The following is a 16823-nucleotide window of genomic DNA, read 5'->3' on the forward strand; positions in this document are numbered from 1 at the left end:
GCGGAGGCCGCGCATGGATCAGGATCACATCCTAGAAATCGGCGACCTTCCCCCAGGCTGAGGCATCGAAGCGCCGCGGGTCGTAGGACTTCGGATCAACGATCGGTTTGGAGCCAGTCACCAGATCGGCGACGAGGTGCCCGGCGCCGGGTCCGATGCCAAAACCGTGTCCCGAAAACCCGGCAGCCAGGAAGAAACCAGGAATGGTATTTATCTCGCCGATGGCAGGCACGCCGTCCGGCGTACTATCGATGTAACCGGCCCAGGCCGCGCTGATCCTGGTCTGGCGCAGTGCCGGCAGCAGCTCGAGCGCGCGGGCGTGGGTCAGGCGGATAGTCGCCTGGTCCGGGGCTGGATCAAGGATGCGCATTCGCTCCATCGGCGTCGGCTGGTCGAGCCGCCAGTGTCGCAGCGTTTCGTGGCCTGAGCGCATGCCCTGCAGACCGCCGGGCGCGAGGCTTCGCCAGCGCTTCAGGAACATGGGCAGGAACTGCGACGAAAAGCGCAGCTGCTGCGGCGTGACGTCCACGCGGCCGCGTCCGCTTATGGCGAGCGTGTAGCCGCCGTCGCCGCGACGTGTGGCCGAGATCCTTGCCGTGTGCAGCGCATCCGGCAGACCTTCAGCACCGGGCGAGACGGACAGGATGGAGGAACGGATCGACGCCTGCGGAAAGCGGAAGCCGAACTGCCGGCAAAAAGAGGAGGCCCAGGCACCGCCGGCTAGGACGGCCAGCTTCGTCCGGATCGTTCCGCTTTCGGTGACCACGCCGCTCAGGCGGCCGCCCTCGGTCTCGATACCGCGCGCGGCGCAATTCTGATGCACGGTGCCGCCCAGCTTGGGGATGGCACGGGCGACAGACGGCGCGGCGCGCGACGGGTCGGCTGTGCCGTCGGTCGGCGAGAAGACACCGCCCTTCCATGTTCGCCCCGTAGCGCGGCCCCGCTCGCTGGCCTCGCCGCCGTCGAGTATGAGCGTGGTGACGCCGGCCGCCCTGGCGAAGTCACGCCAGCGCGCCCAGCCGGCTAGTTCCGCCTCGTCATTGCTGAGATAGAGCAGGCCGCAACGGCGAAAGCCGGTGTCCTCGCCGGTTTCCGCCGCGAAGCTGTCCCACAGATCGAGGCTGCGGGTCGCCATCGGCAGTTCGCGGGCGTCGCGGTTCTGTTGGCGGCACCATCCCCAGTTTCTCGAGGATTGTTCGGCGCCGATGCGCCCCTTTTCGACAAGCGCGACCTTCATGCCGCGCCTGGCCAGATAGTAGGCCGCAAAGACGCCGACGATGCCACCGCCGATCACCACCGCGTCCGCGGACTGTGGCAGTTCGCCAGATGTCTCGATTTGCTGTAGCTGCGCGCGCATGGTCTCTCTACCTTGAAGCGCCAATTTAGCGCGTTGCGCAGGCAGCCGCTGCTGCAGTTGAGGCCGAAGCAGAATTTTATTCCGGCAGCCCGGCTGAAATCGGGAGTCGCTGCGTTTCAAAGCGGTTTCGCTTGGATGGACAGGCCAGCGGGCTGTGGTAGTGTCAATGGCTATTGACAAGGCAGCATTTTGTGCTGTGGCGTGCGTTCTGCGGAGACGGCCGTGAAACTGGATCGGATCGATATCAAGATCCTCTACGAGTTGCAGAAGAACGGCCGCATCACCAATGTGGAATTGGCCGATCTGGTGCATCTGTCGCCAAGCCCGTGCCTGATGCGGGTGAAGAAACTCCAGTCGGAAGGCTACATCGAGGGCTATTCCGCACAGGTCAATATCGGCAAGCTCGGCCAGACGCTGACCGTGTTCACCGAAATCACCTTGAAGAACCATCGCCAGGTGGACTTCGCCCGCTTTCTCGCCGTTGTCGAGAAGATCGACCAGGTCATCGAATGCCACCTCGTGTCGGGCGGCTACGACTATTTGATGAAATTCGTGACCGCCGGTATCGGCGAGTACCAGACGATCATGGAACGGCTGACCGACATGGATATCGGCATCGACAAGTATTTCAGCTTTGTGGTGCTGAAGTCTCCCATCGTCAAGGCGCACATGCCGCTACCCAGCCTGTTTCCCAGGTGAGGCGGCTGCTTCCTGAAACGGTGGCCCGTTTGTCGATGTAGTCAGCGGTGGCCGTACTGGCTGACGAGTTCGGGGTCGCGGACGAGGCCGTCCAGCCAGGTCGGGTCAAGCTTCGGCACCGAGGAGAACAGAAGCTTGGAATAGGGGTGGGTGGGCGCTGTCACCTTGTCGGGCGTGATCTGTTCCACCCGCTGCCCGTTGTACATGACCATGATCTCGTCGCAGATGGCCTCGACGACGGAGAGGTCGTGGCTGATGAAGATGTAGGAAAGGCCCAGCTCGCGCTGCAGCTCCTTGAGCAGCTCGATCACGGCGGACGCCACCACCGTGTCGAGGGCCGAGGTGATTTCGTCGCAGATGATCAGCTTGGGGTTGGCCGCCAGCGCGCGTGCGAAATTCACGCGCTGCTTCTGGCCGCCAGAGAGCTCCGATGGGTGACGGTAGCGCAAGCCCCTTGGCAAGCGCACCATGTCGAGCAGCTCGTCGACGCGCTTCGCGCGCGCCTGCCTGTCGAGCCGGTGATAGAAGGCCAGCGGACGAGAGATGATGTCTTCCACCGGCTTGGCCGGATTAAGCGCGGTATCGGCATACTGGAACACGATCTGCATCTCGCGCAGCTGGTCCTGACTGCGTTTCCTGGCGGCGCGCTGCAGGTCCTTGCCGTCGAAGACGATGTCGCCGGTCGCAGCAGGATGGATGCCTGCGATAACGCGCGCCAGCGTCGATTTTCCGCAGCCGGATTCGCCGATGACGCCGAGATTGCGCCCCTTCTCGACAACGAGGCTGACGGAATCGACCGCGCGGATCAGCGGCAGTCCGTCATCCCGAACCGGGCCGTAGCCGGCCGTCACATTGTCGATACGCAGCAGCTGCTTGGTCCCGGCATCTGCGTCCGCATGTGTTTGCCGCGGCTTCGGCTCGAAGGCGGCCAGCAGTTCGCGCGTATAGGGATGCTGGGCAGCCGAAAGGATTGCCGCGGTAGTGCCGGTCTCCTGCACTTCGCCGCCCTTCAGCACCACGATGCGGTCGGCGATCTGGGCCACGACCGCGAGGTCATGGGAAACATAGACACCCGCTATCCCGCCCGCCCGCATGACCGACTTGAATGCCTTCAGCACGTCGATCTGCGTCGTCACGTCGAGTGCCGTCGTCGGCTCGTCGAAGATCATCAGCTTGGGATCGCCGATGAGCGCCATGGCCGCGGCAAGCCGCTGCAATTGCCCGCCCGAAACCTGATGCGGATAACGCGCGCCGATCCCTTCCGGATCTGGTAACGACAAGGCCCGGAACAGCTCGACCGCGCGCTGGCGCGCTTGCTCGGGTGGCATCAGCTTGTGGATGCGCGTGACCTCAATGACCTGCTCCATGATCGTGGAGGAGGGGTTGAACGAGGCGGCGGCACTTTGCGGAACATAGGCAATGTCGGTGCCGCGCAGCCTGGCGCGTTCCTTTTCGGAAAGGGCAACCATGTTCTTGCCGTTGACGTTGATCTCGCCGCCGACGATCCGGCAGCCGGGCCGCGCATAGCCCATGAGCGAGAGCGCTACCGTCGTCTTGCCGGAGCCGCTCTCGCCGATCAGGGCAACGATCTCGCCGTCGGCGATGTCGAAGCTGACGCCCTTGATGATTTCGACAAGCCGTCCGGAGTCGGTCTTCGCCTCGATCCTCAGGTTTCTGACCTCGACGAGATTGCTCATGCGTCCCGGTCCCTGATCTTCTGCGGCAGGTTGTCGATCAGCAGGTTGACGCTGATGGTGAGGCTGGCGATTGCCAGCGACGGCACGATGACGGCGGGGGCCGCGAAGGGCAGGGCGCCGATGTTCTCGCGCACCAGCGCGCCCCAGTCGGCGAGCGGTGGCTGCAGGCCGAGCCCCAGGAAGGACAGGCCGGAGAGCAACAGCACGATGAAGACGAAGCGCAGCCCGAAGTCGGCAAGCACCGGGCGGATGATGTTGGGCAGGATCTCGGAGCCGATGAGGTAGGCGGTGCTCTCGCCACGGACACGGGCGACAGTGATGAAGTCCATGGTATTGATGTTGACGGCGAGCGCGCGCGCGAAGCGGTACGCGCCGGGGATATAGATGACGGCCAGCGTCAGGATCAGCACCGGGATCGACGAGCCGACGGCAGCGACGACAACAAGGCCGAACAGCTTGCTGGGGATGGAGTTCATGGCGTCCAGGAAGCGGCTGAGGCAGGTGTCGAGCCAGCCACCGGTGACGGCCGCGATCATCCCCAGCACGACACCTGAGAAGCAGGCGATGGAGACGGCGGCGAGCGATATGCCGACAGTGTAGCGGGCGCCCATCAGAACCCGCGAGAGCATATCGCGCCCAAGATAGTCCGAGCCTAGCCACAGTCCCTGGCGCATCGGGCCGAAATAGTCGTCGTCGACAATGTCGCCGATCGAATGGGGAATGACGTAGGGCGCCAGGATCGCGATGAGCGTCCAGGCCAGGATGACCAGTGCGGCCACGACGCCGACCAGGCTGTAGCTGTGACCCAGGAAGGACCGTCGGGAGGTTGTCAAGCGCGCTATCGTCATCTGAGCCTCGGGTTGGACATGATGGCGACGATGTCGGCGGCGGTGATGAGGAAGAGATAGCCAAGGCAGAAAATCATCGCGCAGCTCTGGATCAGCGGCAGGTCGCGGGTGGCGACCGCATCGACCATCAGCTTGGCGATGCCGGGATAGTTGAAGATCGTCTCGACGATGATGACGCCGCCGACCAGATAGGACAGCGAGAGCGCGACCGCGTTGACGATCGGGCCGAGAGCGTTCGGAAGCGCGTGCCTCAACACCATGCGGCCGCGCGAGGCGCCTTTCAGAAGCGCCATCTCCACATAAGGCGTGGAAAGCGTTTCGATCACCGCGGCGCGGGTCATGCGGATCATCTGGGCGGAGATGACGAAGGTGAGCGTGATCACCGGCATTGCATAGATGCGCACGAGGTCGGTCAGCGAATGCGCCTCGTTGACCGAGGACAGCGCCGGCAGCCATTTGAGATAAACTGCGAAGAGCAGGACCGCGAGGGTCGCGACCATGAATTCCGGCACGGAGATGATGCCGATCGACAGGATGGTGACGGTCCGGTCATAGACGGAGCCGCGCAACATCGCTGCGGTGATGCCGAGCGTCAGCGCCAGCGGCACCGAGAGCAGCGTGGTGATGCCGGCGAGCTTCATGGTGTTGACCAGGCGCCCGCCGATCAGCGCCGCGACCGGCATCTCGTTGGCATAGGAGGTGCCGAGGTCGCCGTGGAGCAGTCCGACAAGCCAGAGCAGGAAGCGGAGGATCGCCGGATCGTTGAGATGCATGGCCTCGCGCAGGCCGGCGACGGCCTCGGGAGTCGCCGCCTGGCCAAGCAGGATCGATGCGGTGTCGCCAGGTAGCATGCTGGTGGCGAAGAACACAGCGAACAGCACGATCAAAAGCGTGACAGCCGCGATCCCCAGCCGCTTCAGCACGAGGTTGAGAACCCCAGACGTCATGGAAGCGCTCCCTGCGGTTGTTCGGCCAAGCAATCTTGCGCAATGAACTGCCGGGGGCTGGCTGACCGGCCCCCGGCTGGCTTCTCTCAGGCTTCGAGCCAGAGATATTCCGCCATTGCATAGCCCATCATGCCACCGAGCGGGTTCGCTTCCAAACCCTTCACCTTGCTGGAGAGGGCGTCGACGTTGGAAATGTAGGCCGGGATGATGGTGCCGGCCTCCTCGGAGACCATAGCCTGCATCTGGCCGTAGATCTCCTTGCGCTTGGCCTGGTCGAGCGAGCCGCGCGCCTCGATGAGCATCTTGTCGAACTTCTCGGACTTGTACTGGCTTTCGTTCCACGGCGCATTGGAAGCGTAGAGGAGCGAGAACAGGATGTCCGGCGTCGGGCGCGGATTGATGTTGCCGAAATGGATTGGAGCCTTGAGCCAGTAATTGTCCCAATAGCCGTCGGCCGGGACGCGCTGGACGTCGAGTTTCATGCCGATATCCGCGCCGGCGGCCTGGATGATCACCGCCATGTCGATCGACGAGGTGGCGGCGTCGGAAGCGATCACCGGGATGGACTGGCCGAGCAGGCCGGCCTTCTGGAAGTGGAACTTCGCCTTGTCCGGGTCGAAAGCCTTCGGCTTGACGTCGGGATTGTGGAAGATATTCGCCGGCGAGACAGGCTGGTCGTTGCCGATTTCGCCGAGGCCGCGCAATGCCGATTTGACGATCTGCTCGCGGTTGACGAGATACTTCATGCCCGCCACGAAGTCGGCCTTGCTGCCCGGATCCATGTCGAGCCGGATGTTGAGGTCGGTGTAGTTGCCCGAAGTCGTCTTCGACAATTCGAAGCCCTGCTGGCCGCCGATGAGCTTCATCGCACGCGGATTGATCGAGGCCGCAAAATTGATGTCGCCGGAAAGCAGGGCGTTGACGCGGGCGCTGTCGTCGCTGATGGCGATGAACTCGAAGGAGTCGAGATAGGGCTTGCCCGACTTCCAGTAGTTCTTGTTCTTGGTGACCACCGAACGCACGCCCGGTTCGAAGGTTTGCAGCACAAAGGCGCCGGTGCCTTTGCCCTTGGAGAAGTCCGTGGTGCCGTCCTGGACGATCATGAAGTGATGCAGCGCCAGGATGGTCGGCAGGTCGGCATTCGGGTCGGCGAGCGTGATTTCGACGGTCGACTTGTCGACCGCCTTGAACCCGGTCATCTGTGCGGCGATCTTGGCGACCTTGGAGCCGACCGCCGGATCAAGATGACGCTTCAGCGAGAAGACGACGTCGTCGGCCGTGAGGTCCTTGCCGTCGTGGAAGGTGACGCCCTTGCGCAGCTTCACGGTCCAGGTCTTGGCGTCCTTGCTGTCGAAGCTCTCGGCGAGCTCCATCTGCGTGACGCCGCCCTTGTCGAGAAAAGTCAGGCGGTTGTAGAGCGAGCAGCAGCGGACATAGTCGGTGGAGAGCGAAGCCTTTGCCGGATCGAGCGTGTCGGCGGTCGATGACGACCAGCCGGCGGCCTTGAAAGTTCCGCCGGAAACCGGCTCGGCGGCGACGGCATTGGTGGCGCGGCCGAGCACCAGGCTGCCCGCGGCAACCGCGGCGCCGCCGGCCAACAGCATCTTGAGAAGTTCGCGGCGGCTCGCGCCCCGCCGGATGGCGTTTTCGACCATGGCATCGTCTGCGCTGGTCCAGTTCGTGATCTTGTCGGTCATGGTATTCCCCTTTCTGGTTGTTTGGTCGGGATGCTCGTCTTGTCGCGGCTTTCCGGGCTTGGGCTCAGATTCGTTCCTTCAGGCTTTCCCGCACGGCCGCCGCCAATGCGGCCATTGAGGTGAAGTGGTAGTCCGGCGCGGTGAAGCGCTCCGGCTCGATCGTGCCGCCATAGCCCTTCTGGGCGTGCCGGCGTTCGATCCAGCAGTTGGTCAGGCCAAGTGTCCGGGATATGCCGATGTCGTGATACTGGCTTTGCGCGACGTGCAGGATGTCGTCCTTGCTGTCACCCCGGGAGGCGACGAAATCGAAGACCTTCTGGAAGAACGCCGGATCCGGTTTCTCCGTTCCAGTATCGTCGGCGGTGAAGGTGGCGAAGAAGGGCGATCCCAACTGCTTCTCGAAATGATTGAGCGCCCAGCGCCGGGCATTGGTCATGGCAATCAGCTTGTGTGACTTCGCAAGCTCGGCCAATGCCGCCGCGCTGTCGGGAAAGCCTTGCCAGGTGCTGGCGGAGTCCCGCAGGCGGACGCCGCATTTCTCCTCGGCCGGCAGGCCGAGCCGCGGCGCGATGACCATGTAGACACGCACGAGATCGTCAGGGAACAGCCCCGCATCGGGCATGTAGCGTGCCTGCCGGTACAGGGCCAGCGCGGCTTCGCCATCGATGGAGACACCGGCGTCGGCGGCAATCGCGGCCAGGCAGGTGGTAATGCCGCGTTCGAAGTCGATGAGCGTGCCGACGACGTCGAAGGTCATGTATTTGAATTCCCTAAAGCCCCTGGCCAAGACTGGCTCTCCTCTGCGCGCGGCGAATTGCATGGTGTTGAACAGAACAAAATTCCGTGCTGTCCGGGGCGTCGGCCCTTTTCGAAGGCCCGGAAATCCGAGCTTTCTGGCCTTGTCTTATGAGCAGTCTGGCACTTCCCCCGCGCTGGATTCGCCGAAAAGGCGTGAGGGGGCGGCACAAAATTGCGAAATCGTCTGCCGCGGCGCTATTTCGAAACACGCCGTATTCGTCGCCCGTCATGCCAGGGCCTGGCGGACATCAGCATCGTCCAATGTTTGGTCTAGCGTCCGGCGCGTGCGCTCGATGATCGCATCGATGTCGTCGTCGGTGCAGCAGAGCGGGGGAGCGTAGCCGATAACCCCGTTGGCAAAGGCACGAATGATCAGGCCATTGTCCCACGCCCTGTCGAAGACGCGCCGCGCCGGCATGGCCGATGCGGGAAGCGGTGTCTTCTTCTTTTTGTCGACCACCAGTTCGATCGCGGCAAGCATCCCGCGACCGCGAACATCGCCGACGAGCGGGTGATCGCTCAGGCCTTCCAATCCCGCCATCAGGCGAGCGCCGGCCTTGATGCCATTCTCCAGCAGGCCGCCTTCATAGACCTTCAACACCTCGAGCGCGACGGCGGCGCTGACGGGATGGGCGGAATAGGTGTAGCCGTGGCCGACCGCCGAAGCGCCCGCGCCGTCGGCGATGACGTTGTAGACATGATCAGACATGAATACGGCGCCCATAGGAACATAGCCCGAGGTCAGCCCCTTCGCGGTCGTCATGAAGTCGGGAACGATGTCCTCCTCCGTGCAGGCGAACAGAGGTCCCGTGCGGCCGAAGCCGGTGATCACCTCGTCGGCGATGAACAGGATGCCGTACTTCCGGCAGAGTTCGCGTATCGCCTTGATCCAGCCCTTCGGCGGGACAATGACGCCGCCCGAGCCCTGGATCGGCTCGGCATAGAAGGCAGCGACCCGCTCCGGTCCAATCTCCTCGATCTTGGCCTTCAGCGCGGCGAGCGATGCGGCGATGATCGCGTTCGCGTCCTCGCCCACCGGGTTGCGATAGGGATAGGGGGAGGGGATCTTGTGCTGCCATTCGAAGGGAATGCCGAAACCGGCGTGAAAGGCGGGCAATGCGGTCAGGCCAGCGCCGACCACCGATGACCCGTGATAACCCAGCTCGATGGAAATGAACTGGTCTCGCTTCGGCTCGCCCCTGGCATTCCAGTAGTAGCGGACGAAACGGATGGTGCTGTCGACCGCGTCCGACCCGCCGAGCGTGAAATAGACGTGATTGAGATCCCCGGGCGCGCGCTCAGCCAATTCCGAGGCGAGGCGGATGGCCGGCTCCGAGCCGAGGTCGAAATAGGCAGTGGCGTAGGGGAGCTCGCGCATCTGCCGGGCCGCAGCCTCGACGATGCTGTCGTGGCCGTAGCCGGCATTGACACACCATAGCCCCGCAAAACCGTCAACGAGTTGCTTGCCGGACGCATCGGTCACGGTCGCGCCCTTCGCCGATTTCAAGACGCGCACGCCGAGCGCCTCATGGCCGCGATATGATGAGACCGGATGGATGAGGTGGGCGCGGTCGAGTTCGATCAGGGAATTGGCGAGCATTGTTGTCCTCCTAGCCGAGCGCCTGGTTGGCGAGGGCGTAAACTTTTGGCCTGGCCTGTTCCGCGCCGTTCTTGGGTGGACGGTCCATGGCCACGCCTCCGCCGACATGGGCGAGGCCGATTTCCTCGAGCCAACCGGCAATGCCGGTCCTGCTGTCGGTATCCACGCGCAGAAAGGCGCCGGGGCGGCTCGCAGCGAAGAAGCCAATCAGGGCCTTCGCGGTGTCAGCGCTTTCGGCGATGACCGGTCCGATCACCTCACCGCGTCCGAACGGGCGGATCGCGGCATAGGCCTCGATGGTGCCGTTGCGGCGGACAACGGCGAATTGGCCGCGTTCGGCCAGCGCATCGATCAGGGCTTCCCGGTCGGCGCCATAGGCGTCGCGGTCCAGCGTCTTGATGTCAGGCAGATCGCCGGCGCCTGCTGCTTCCACGCCATCGGGTGCGCCGAGCGCTGCAACCGTACCTTGATGCTGCCGGATCGTGCCGGAGGACACAAAGCCGAGCTTCTCATAGAGAGGCATGCCGTCAGTCGTCGCGACGAGCCGCAGCGGACGGTCGCCGGCAAGGGCGAGGGCCTGATCCATGAGCCGGCGCCCGAGCCCCTTGCCACGCACGTTCTTGTCGACGATCACCATGTTGATCATGGCGCAATCCGTGCCGTAGGGCGTCACCAGGATGGTTCCGGTGACACGGCCCTGGTCGTCGAGCGCGACCACGCCCCTGGAGAGCCGCAGCGCCATCTGCCAGTCCTGCGGGCGATGCGGCCAATTCTCCTGGCGAGAAAGCGCCACTGCTCCCTCGATATGGTCCGGCCCGAAGTCCTGAATCTCGATCTCGCCCTGCTGCATGAGGCATCCCTCCGTCTGCCCTCAAGTCTCGACCATTGGCGCGTCGCAAATCGTCTGAAGGCTTCGGCTTCGGCGGTATCTTTCGCCGTAGCGCGAGGGGTGCGCCGCATCTTGTGCTGGCGCCCGCCACGGCGGACGCGCGTCACGTCACGCGCGGCGCCGCGTTCGACACACCAGATACTACAGCGTGCCAAACCGGATGGTGGATACGGAACTTTCTGCTTTTGGGAGGGCGATTTCGGTCAGGTGGGTCGCCGCCACCCGTCCTATGATGAAATACATCCCAACGCGAATGTGCTTCCACTGGAGATCGACGGACATGGCTTCTTTCAGGCCCAAATACATCACCTTCGACTGCTATGGCACGTTGACCAATTTCCAGATGGCGGAAGCGGCGCGAGACCTTTACGGCAGCCGGCTCGACGAACCGCGTATGCAGGAGTTCATCAAGAACTTCGCCGCCTATCGGCTCGACGAGATCATGGGTGACTGGAAGCCTTATGCCGACGTTGTCCACAACGCGCTCGAGCGGGCCTGCAAGCGCAATGGTGTTGCCTTCAGCCCTGACGACGCCAGGTTGGTCTATGAACGTGTCCCGACCTGGGGCCCCCATGCAGATGTTCCAGCCGGCCTGGCGAAGGTCGCCAAGGAAATTCCGCTGGTCATCCTATCTAACGCCATGAACGCGCAGATCATGTTCAATGTCGAGAAGCTCGGCGCGCCGTTCCACGCCGTCTACACGGCCGAGCAGGCGCAGGCCTACAAGCCCCGGTTCAAGGGGTTCGAGTACATGCTCGACATGCTGGGTTGCGGGCCGGAAGATATTCTTCACTGCTCGTCCTCGTTCCGCTACGACCTGATGTCGGCACACGATCTCGGCATCAAGAACAAGGTCTGGGTCAATCGCGGCCACGAACCGGCAAACCCTTACTATGGCTATGTCGAGATATCAGACATTTCCGGTCTTCCGGGAGTGGTCGGGCTTTAAAACAGGCGGATCGTCGATGAAACTGATCTCCTACTGGCACGATACCGCCCCTGTCTTTTCCGGCGGAGCGCAAGGCCCGGTCGAGGGGCACTATGACGCCGTCATCGTCGGTGGCGGCTTCACCGGTCTCGCCGCGGCGCGCCAACTGGCGAAGGCCGGCGCGAAGGTGGCGGTGCTGGAGGCGGAGCGGGTGGGCTGGGGCGCATCCGGTCGCAATGGCGGGCACCTGAACAACGGCCTCGCCCACAGCTATCTTTCGGCCAGGGCGGAGCTTGGGAAGGAACGGGCAATCGCGCTCTACCGCGCGCTCGACGACTCCGTCGACACCATCGAGGCGCTGGTTGCCGAAGAGGGCATCGACTGCAATTTCCGCCGCGCCGGCAAGCTGAAGCTCGCCTCCAAGCCGCAGCATTTCGAAGCGATCGCCCGCAACTTCGAAGCCCTCCATGCGGAAGTGGATCCGGATACGGCGCTGCTGTCGGCGGCCGACCTCAAATCCGAGATCGGCTCGCCCTTCCACGGCGCGATGCTGTCGAAGAAGAGCGCCATGATGCATATGGGCCGCTATGTGGCAGGCCTGGCCACGGCCGCCGCCCGCCACGGCGCCATCATCCACGAGAACGCGGCGGTGACCGACCGCAAGCAGGTCGGTGGCAGGCATGAGCTGACGACCTCCCGCGGCCGGATCAGCGCCGACAATGTGCTGGTGGCGACCGGCGCCTATACCACGCCGAATTTCGGCTATTTTCGCCGCAGGATCATCTCCGTCGGCAGCTTCATCATCGCCACGCGGCCATTGAGCGACGCCGAGATCGCCGCGACCATGCCCGGTAACCGGACATGCGTGACCTCGATGAATATCGGCAACTACTTCCGGCTTTCACCGGACCGGCGCCTGATCTTCGGCGGTCGCGCGCGCTTTTCGGCGACATCGGACCAGCGCTCCGATGCCAGGAGCGGACAGATATTGCAGGCCGGCCTCGCGGCTATCTTTCCGCAGCTCGCCAAGGTCGAGATCGACTATTGCTGGGGTGGGTTGGTCGACATGACCAAGGACCGTTTTCCGCGGGCCGGCTACCATGACGGTGTCTGGTACGCGATGGGCTATTCCGGCCACGGCGCGCAGCTTTCCACCCATCTCGGCATGATCCTGGCCGATGCCATGCTCGGCCGCGAAGACCGCAATCCGATGAAGGGGCTCGAGTGGCCCTCCATCCCCGGCTATTCCGGCAAGCCCTGGTTCCTGCCGATGGTCGGCCTCTATTACAAGGCGCTCGACCGTATCCAGTGATCGTCGATCCAGCCCGCTAGGGCTTCAGCCAAATTGCCTCAGCTGAGCCCGCCCATGTGGAAGCTCTTCATCTCGAGATATTCCTCGATGCCGACCTGCGCCCCCTCACGGCCGAGGCCGGACTGCTTGACGCCGCCGAAGGGGGCGACTTCCATCGAGACCGAGCCGGTGTTGAGCCCCACCATGCCGAACTCCAGCGCCTCGCCGACGCGCCAGGCGCGTTTCAGGTTCTCGGTGTAGAAGTAGGAAGCAAGCCCATAGGGCGTGCCGTTGGCGAGTGTGATCGCCTCCTCTTCCGTCTCGAACCGGAAAAGCGGCGCGACCGGGCCGAACGTTTCCTCGGCGGCGAGCTGCATGTCTTTTGTGGCGCCGGTCAGCACCAGCGGCGCCACATACTGAGGACCGTCGGGCAATGCCGGCCTCGTTGTGATGATCGAAGCACCCTTGGCGAGTGCGTCCTCGACATGGCGGTTGATCTTCTCGACTGCCGCCATGTTGATCATCGGCCCGATGGCGACGCCGGGCTGCGTGCCGGGCCCCACCGTCATGGTGTTGACTCGAGCAGTGAGCTTCGCAGCGAACGCGTCATAGACCCCAGCCTGGACAAGAATACGGTTGGCGCAGACGCAGGTCTGGCCGCCATTGCGGAATTTCGAGACAAGCGCGCCCTCGACGGCGAGATCGAGATCGGCGTCGTCGAAGACGATGAGGGGCGCGTTGCCGCCGAGTTCGAGGCTGAGCCGCTTCACGCTGTCGGCCGCGCCGCGCATCAGCAGCGAACCGACCCGTGTCGAGCCGGTGAAGGAGATCTTGCGAACGGTCTCGTTCGCCATGATCTCGTTGCCGATTTCGGCCGGCATGCCGGTGACGATGTTGATGACGCCGGCGGGGATGCCCGCCCGTTCGGCAAGCACGCCGAGTGCCAGCGCCGAATAGGGCGTGAACTCGGATGGCTTGATCACCACCGTGCAGCCGGCGGCCAGCGCCGGCGCGACCTGCGGGTGATCATCGCGTTGGGGAAGTTCCACGGCGTGATGATGCCGCACACCCCGACCGGCTCCTTCAGCACGATGATGCGCCGGTCCGGCGTCGGCGAGGGGATGGTGTGGCCATTGATGCGGCGTGCCTCCTCCGCAAACCATTTGACGAAGGACGCGCCGTAGCGGATCTCGCCTTTGGCCTCGTCCAGCGGCTTGCCCTGCTCGGTCGTCAGGATCAGGGCGAGATCGTCCAGATGCGCGAGCATCAGGCCATGCCAGGCCTCCAGGAGGCCAGCGCGCTCGGCGTTGGTCTTCTTCTTCCAGCCAGCATATGCGGACGCCGCTGCCTCGATGGCCGCCCGGGTCTCCGGACCGGCCATATCGGGCACCGTGCCGATCGCCGCCTGGGTCGCCGGATCGACGACATCGACCGTCTTTCCGGAAGCGGCCGCGACCCATTCACCGCCGATCAGGCCGGCTTCGCGGAAGAGGTTTTTGTCTTTGAGGTTTCTCATCGAAAACGACCTTGCAATCAGGAGAGCGCTGCGACGACGGCGGCGGTGATGGCCTCCGTTCTGTCTTTGCCCGGAGTGGTTCCAATGCCGCGCGCCGTTGTCGCTTCGACCGCTTGCATGACCCGGCCGGCGGCGGCCGCTTCGCCGAGATGGTCGAGCATCATGGCGCCGGACCATATGGTGGCGATCGGATTGGCGATGCCCAGACGGGCGATGTCGGGCGCGGAGCCGTGCACCGGCTCGAACATGGACGGCGCCGAGCGGTCGGGGTTGATGTTGGCGGAGGCGGCGTAGCCGAGCCCGCCCTGGATCGCCGCGCCGATGTCGGTCAGTATGTCGCCGAACAGGTTGGAGGCGACGACCACGTCGAGGCTCTCCGGCGCCATGATCATGCGCGCGGCGAGCGCGTCGACATGATAGCTGGTGACGTCGACGTCTGGATAATCCGCGGCCAGCTTTCGCGTGATGCCGTCCCAGAACACCATCGAATATTTCTGCGCGTTGGACTTGGTGACCGAGGCCAGCTTGCGCCGGCGCGACCGCGCCTGCTCGAAGCCGAAGCGCAGGATGCGCTCGACGCCGGCGCGGGTGAAGATAGAGGTCTCCACGGCAACTTCGTCCAGCGTGCCCTGATGGACGCGTCCGCCCGCGCCCGAATATTCGCCTTCGGTGTTCTCGCGGATGCAGAGGATGTCGAAGTTTTCCGCCCGCAGCGGTCCGGTGACGCCCGGCAGCAGGCGGTGCGGCCTTATGTTGGCGTATTGCACGAATGCCTTGCGGATCGGCAGCAGCAGGCCGTGCAGCGAGACCGAATCCGGCACCTCCGCCGGCCAACCGACGGCGCCCAGAAGAATGGCGTCGAAGCCGCGCAAGGTCTCGATGCCGTCCTCGGGCATCATGCGGCCGGTCTCCTTGAAGAAGCGGCAGGACCAGGGGAGCTCGGTTCCCGTCAGGGCAAAGCCGAAGTTCTTGGCCGTGGTTTCCAGCACCGCCCAGGCGGCGGCGGTCACATCGCGCCCGATGCCGTCACCGGGGATCAAAGCGATCGAGTAGGACTTCATCGGCATCTCTCTAGAGGCTGATCAGGACGCTCTTGGTCCTGCGGTTGGCGAGATAGGCCTCGCGGCCGAGATCCTTGCCGATGCCGGAGCGCTTGTAGCCACCGGTCGGCAGGATATGGTCGCGCGAGCGGCTGTAGCGGTTGACCCAGACGGTGCCCGCTTCGAGCCTGCGTGCCAGGCGGATTGTACGGGACAGGTCGGAGGTGAACAGGCCGGAAGCCAGCCCGTAGGTCGGATGGCTGGACAGCGCCAGCGCCTCTTCCTCGGTCTTGAAGGTCTGGATGGTCAGGACCGGGCCGAAGATTTCCTCGACGATCGCCGGGTTGGCCTGGTCGACATTGGCGATCAGTGTCGGCTCGTAGAAATAGCCGGGGCTGTCCATGGCGGCGCCGCCGGTCAGGCATTCGCCGCCGGCCTGGATCGCGGTCCGCACGATGCTATCGACACGCGCCCGCTGCCGTTCCGAGATGATCGGCGAATAGTGGGTTGCCTCATCCCAGGTCGGGCCGGGCCGCACCGCCTTCATCTTCTCCAGGATGGCGGCCGTCAGCCTGTCGGCTACGCTCCTCTCGACGATCAGGCGCGTGCCGGCGACGCAGGCCTGGCCGGCGTTGAAGGTGACGCTCCCGGTGATCGCCGTCGCCGCCTTTTCCAGGTCGGCATCGGCAAAGACGATCTGCGGGCTCTTGCCGCCGAGTTCCAGCGTCATCGGCTTGACGCCGGCGCGGGCGACGTTCTCCATGATGGCCGAGCCGGCGCGGGTCGAGCCGGTGAAGCTGACCTTGGCGATCTCGGGATGACCGGTCAGTGCCGTGCCGGTCGTCGGACCGTCGCCGAGCACCACGTTGATAAGCCCGGCCGGCAGGCCAGCCCTGACGGCGAGCTCTGCCATATAGACGGCCGAGAAGGGTGTCATTTCCGACGGCTTCAGCACCACCGCATTGCCCGCGGCCAGCGCCGGACCGAGCTTCCATCCGGCCATAGAGATGGGAAAATTCCAAGGCGTGATCGCGCCGACCACGCCATAGGGCTCGCTCATGATCATGCCGAGACTGGCGTCGTCGGTCGGCACCAGTTCGCTGCCTTCCTTGTCGGCGAATTCGGCAAAGAAGCGGATCTGCTCGGCGGTTATGGCAATGTCGCCAGCGACGAGCTGGCCGACGGGCCGCGTCGAGCACAGCGCCTCGATTTTTGCCAGCGTTTCGGCTTCCGCCTCGATCAGGTCGGCCCAGGCCTGGAGTGCCCTGGTGCGCTCGCGTGGACGGACGCCGCCCCAGTTGCTGGCCTTCAACGCCGCCTTGGCGCTCTCCACCGCACGGTCGACCATATCGACGTCGGCTACGGGGCTGGCGGCGTATGCCTTGCCATCCGAGGGTCGGCGCATCTCGATCGCACTCTCGGCCGCGATCAGCTCTCCGCCAATGAAATGGCCGACGGGAAGGGAGACGGAATCCGGGTCGAAGCTCAAGCCCATGGGCGCCCACTTTCAGCTGCT

Annotated in this window: 14 protein-coding genes and 1 pseudogene; 3 read left to right on the plus strand and 12 right to left on the minus strand. The window is 64.3% G+C overall.

Going from position 1 to position 16823, the window contains the following annotated elements; all coding sequences use genetic code 11:
- Positions 1-31 precede the first annotated feature (31 nt).
- Positions 32-1357: an NAD(P)/FAD-dependent oxidoreductase gene (locus AC1DZU_RS05985; protein ID WP_477282677.1), complete on the minus strand. Its 1326-nt coding sequence runs from the start codon at positions 1355-1357 to the stop codon at positions 32-34.
- A gap of 222 nt (positions 1358-1579) precedes the next feature.
- Between AC1DZU_RS05985 and AC1DZU_RS05990 the strand changes: the two genes are divergently transcribed.
- A complete protein-coding gene (locus tag AC1DZU_RS05990; protein ID WP_095091725.1) occupies positions 1580-2056 on the plus strand; it encodes an Lrp/AsnC family transcriptional regulator in 477 nt (158 codons plus the stop codon).
- 41 nt (positions 2057-2097) lie between these two features.
- Here AC1DZU_RS05990 and AC1DZU_RS05995 read toward each other — a convergent pair whose 3' ends face one another.
- The 8 genes from AC1DZU_RS05995 to AC1DZU_RS06030 all read right to left on the minus strand — a co-directional run bounded on the left by AC1DZU_RS05995 (position 2098) and on the right by AC1DZU_RS06030 (position 10814).
- Positions 2098-3753 (minus strand): ABC transporter ATP-binding protein, encoded by a 1656-nt coding sequence (locus AC1DZU_RS05995; RefSeq protein ID WP_477282679.1) that lies wholly within the window; start codon positions 3751-3753, stop codon positions 2098-2100.
- Positions 3750-4601 (minus strand): ABC transporter permease, encoded by an 852-nt coding sequence (locus tag AC1DZU_RS06000; protein ID WP_477282681.1) that lies wholly within the window; start codon positions 4599-4601, stop codon positions 3750-3752. Before AC1DZU_RS06000 ends, AC1DZU_RS05995 begins: the two co-directional genes overlap by 4 nt.
- The gene (locus AC1DZU_RS06005; RefSeq protein WP_477282683.1) at positions 4598-5548 is read right to left on the minus strand and encodes an ABC transporter permease; all 951 of its coding nucleotides are present in this window, start codon (positions 5546-5548) and stop codon (positions 4598-4600) included. Before AC1DZU_RS06005 ends, AC1DZU_RS06000 begins: the two co-directional genes overlap by 4 nt.
- A gap of 86 nt (positions 5549-5634) precedes the next feature.
- Positions 5635-7245, minus strand: coding sequence for an ABC transporter substrate-binding protein (locus tag AC1DZU_RS06010; protein WP_477244108.1), 1611 nt, complete (start codon positions 7243-7245; stop codon positions 5635-5637).
- A gap of 64 nt (positions 7246-7309) precedes the next feature.
- The gene (locus AC1DZU_RS06015; RefSeq protein WP_477283264.1) at positions 7310-8002 is read right to left on the minus strand and encodes an HAD-IA family hydrolase; all 693 of its coding nucleotides are present in this window, start codon (positions 8000-8002) and stop codon (positions 7310-7312) included.
- A 267-nt stretch (positions 8003-8269) separates the two neighbouring features.
- Positions 8270-9643, minus strand: coding sequence for an aminotransferase class III-fold pyridoxal phosphate-dependent enzyme (locus AC1DZU_RS06020; protein WP_477282685.1), 1374 nt, complete (start codon positions 9641-9643; stop codon positions 8270-8272).
- 10 nt (positions 9644-9653) lie between these two features.
- The gene (locus AC1DZU_RS06025; RefSeq protein ID WP_477282687.1) at positions 9654-10493 is read right to left on the minus strand and encodes a GNAT family N-acetyltransferase; all 840 of its coding nucleotides are present in this window, start codon (positions 10491-10493) and stop codon (positions 9654-9656) included.
- Positions 10494-10673: 180 nt separating this feature from the next.
- On the minus strand, positions 10674-10814 hold the full coding sequence (locus AC1DZU_RS06030; RefSeq protein WP_477282689.1) for a hypothetical protein: 141 nt from the start codon (positions 10812-10814) through the stop codon (positions 10674-10676).
- On the opposite strand from AC1DZU_RS06030, the gene AC1DZU_RS06035 reads away from it, so the two are divergent.
- Both AC1DZU_RS06035 and AC1DZU_RS06040 read left to right on the plus strand, forming a co-directional pair.
- Positions 10813-11481 carry a haloacid dehalogenase type II gene (locus tag AC1DZU_RS06035; RefSeq protein WP_477282691.1) on the plus strand — a complete coding sequence of 223 codons (669 nt, stop codon included), beginning with the start codon at positions 10813-10815 and terminating at the stop codon, positions 11479-11481. The two genes, AC1DZU_RS06030 and AC1DZU_RS06035, sit on opposite strands and share 2 nt — an antisense overlap.
- 16 nt (positions 11482-11497) lie before the next feature.
- Positions 11498-12772 (plus strand): NAD(P)/FAD-dependent oxidoreductase, encoded by a 1275-nt coding sequence (locus AC1DZU_RS06040; protein ID WP_477282693.1) that lies wholly within the window; start codon positions 11498-11500, stop codon positions 12770-12772.
- 38 nt (positions 12773-12810) lie between these two features.
- Here AC1DZU_RS06040 and AC1DZU_RS06045 read toward each other — a convergent pair.
- The 3 genes and pseudogenes from AC1DZU_RS06045 to AC1DZU_RS06055 all read right to left on the minus strand — a co-directional run bounded on the left by AC1DZU_RS06045 (position 12811) and on the right by AC1DZU_RS06055 (position 16802).
- Positions 12811-14267, minus strand: a pseudogene (locus tag AC1DZU_RS06045) (NAD-dependent succinate-semialdehyde dehydrogenase).
- A gap of 17 nt (positions 14268-14284) precedes the next feature.
- Positions 14285-15328 (minus strand): tartrate dehydrogenase, encoded by a 1044-nt coding sequence (locus AC1DZU_RS06050; protein ID WP_477282695.1) that lies wholly within the window; start codon positions 15326-15328, stop codon positions 14285-14287.
- Between the two features lie 10 nt (positions 15329-15338).
- The gene (locus AC1DZU_RS06055; protein ID WP_477282697.1) at positions 15339-16802 is read right to left on the minus strand and encodes an aldehyde dehydrogenase family protein; all 1464 of its coding nucleotides are present in this window, start codon (positions 16800-16802) and stop codon (positions 15339-15341) included.
- Positions 16803-16823: the final 21 nt, after the last annotated feature.

This window comes from Mesorhizobium sp. P2_A12, assembly GCF_056405075.1.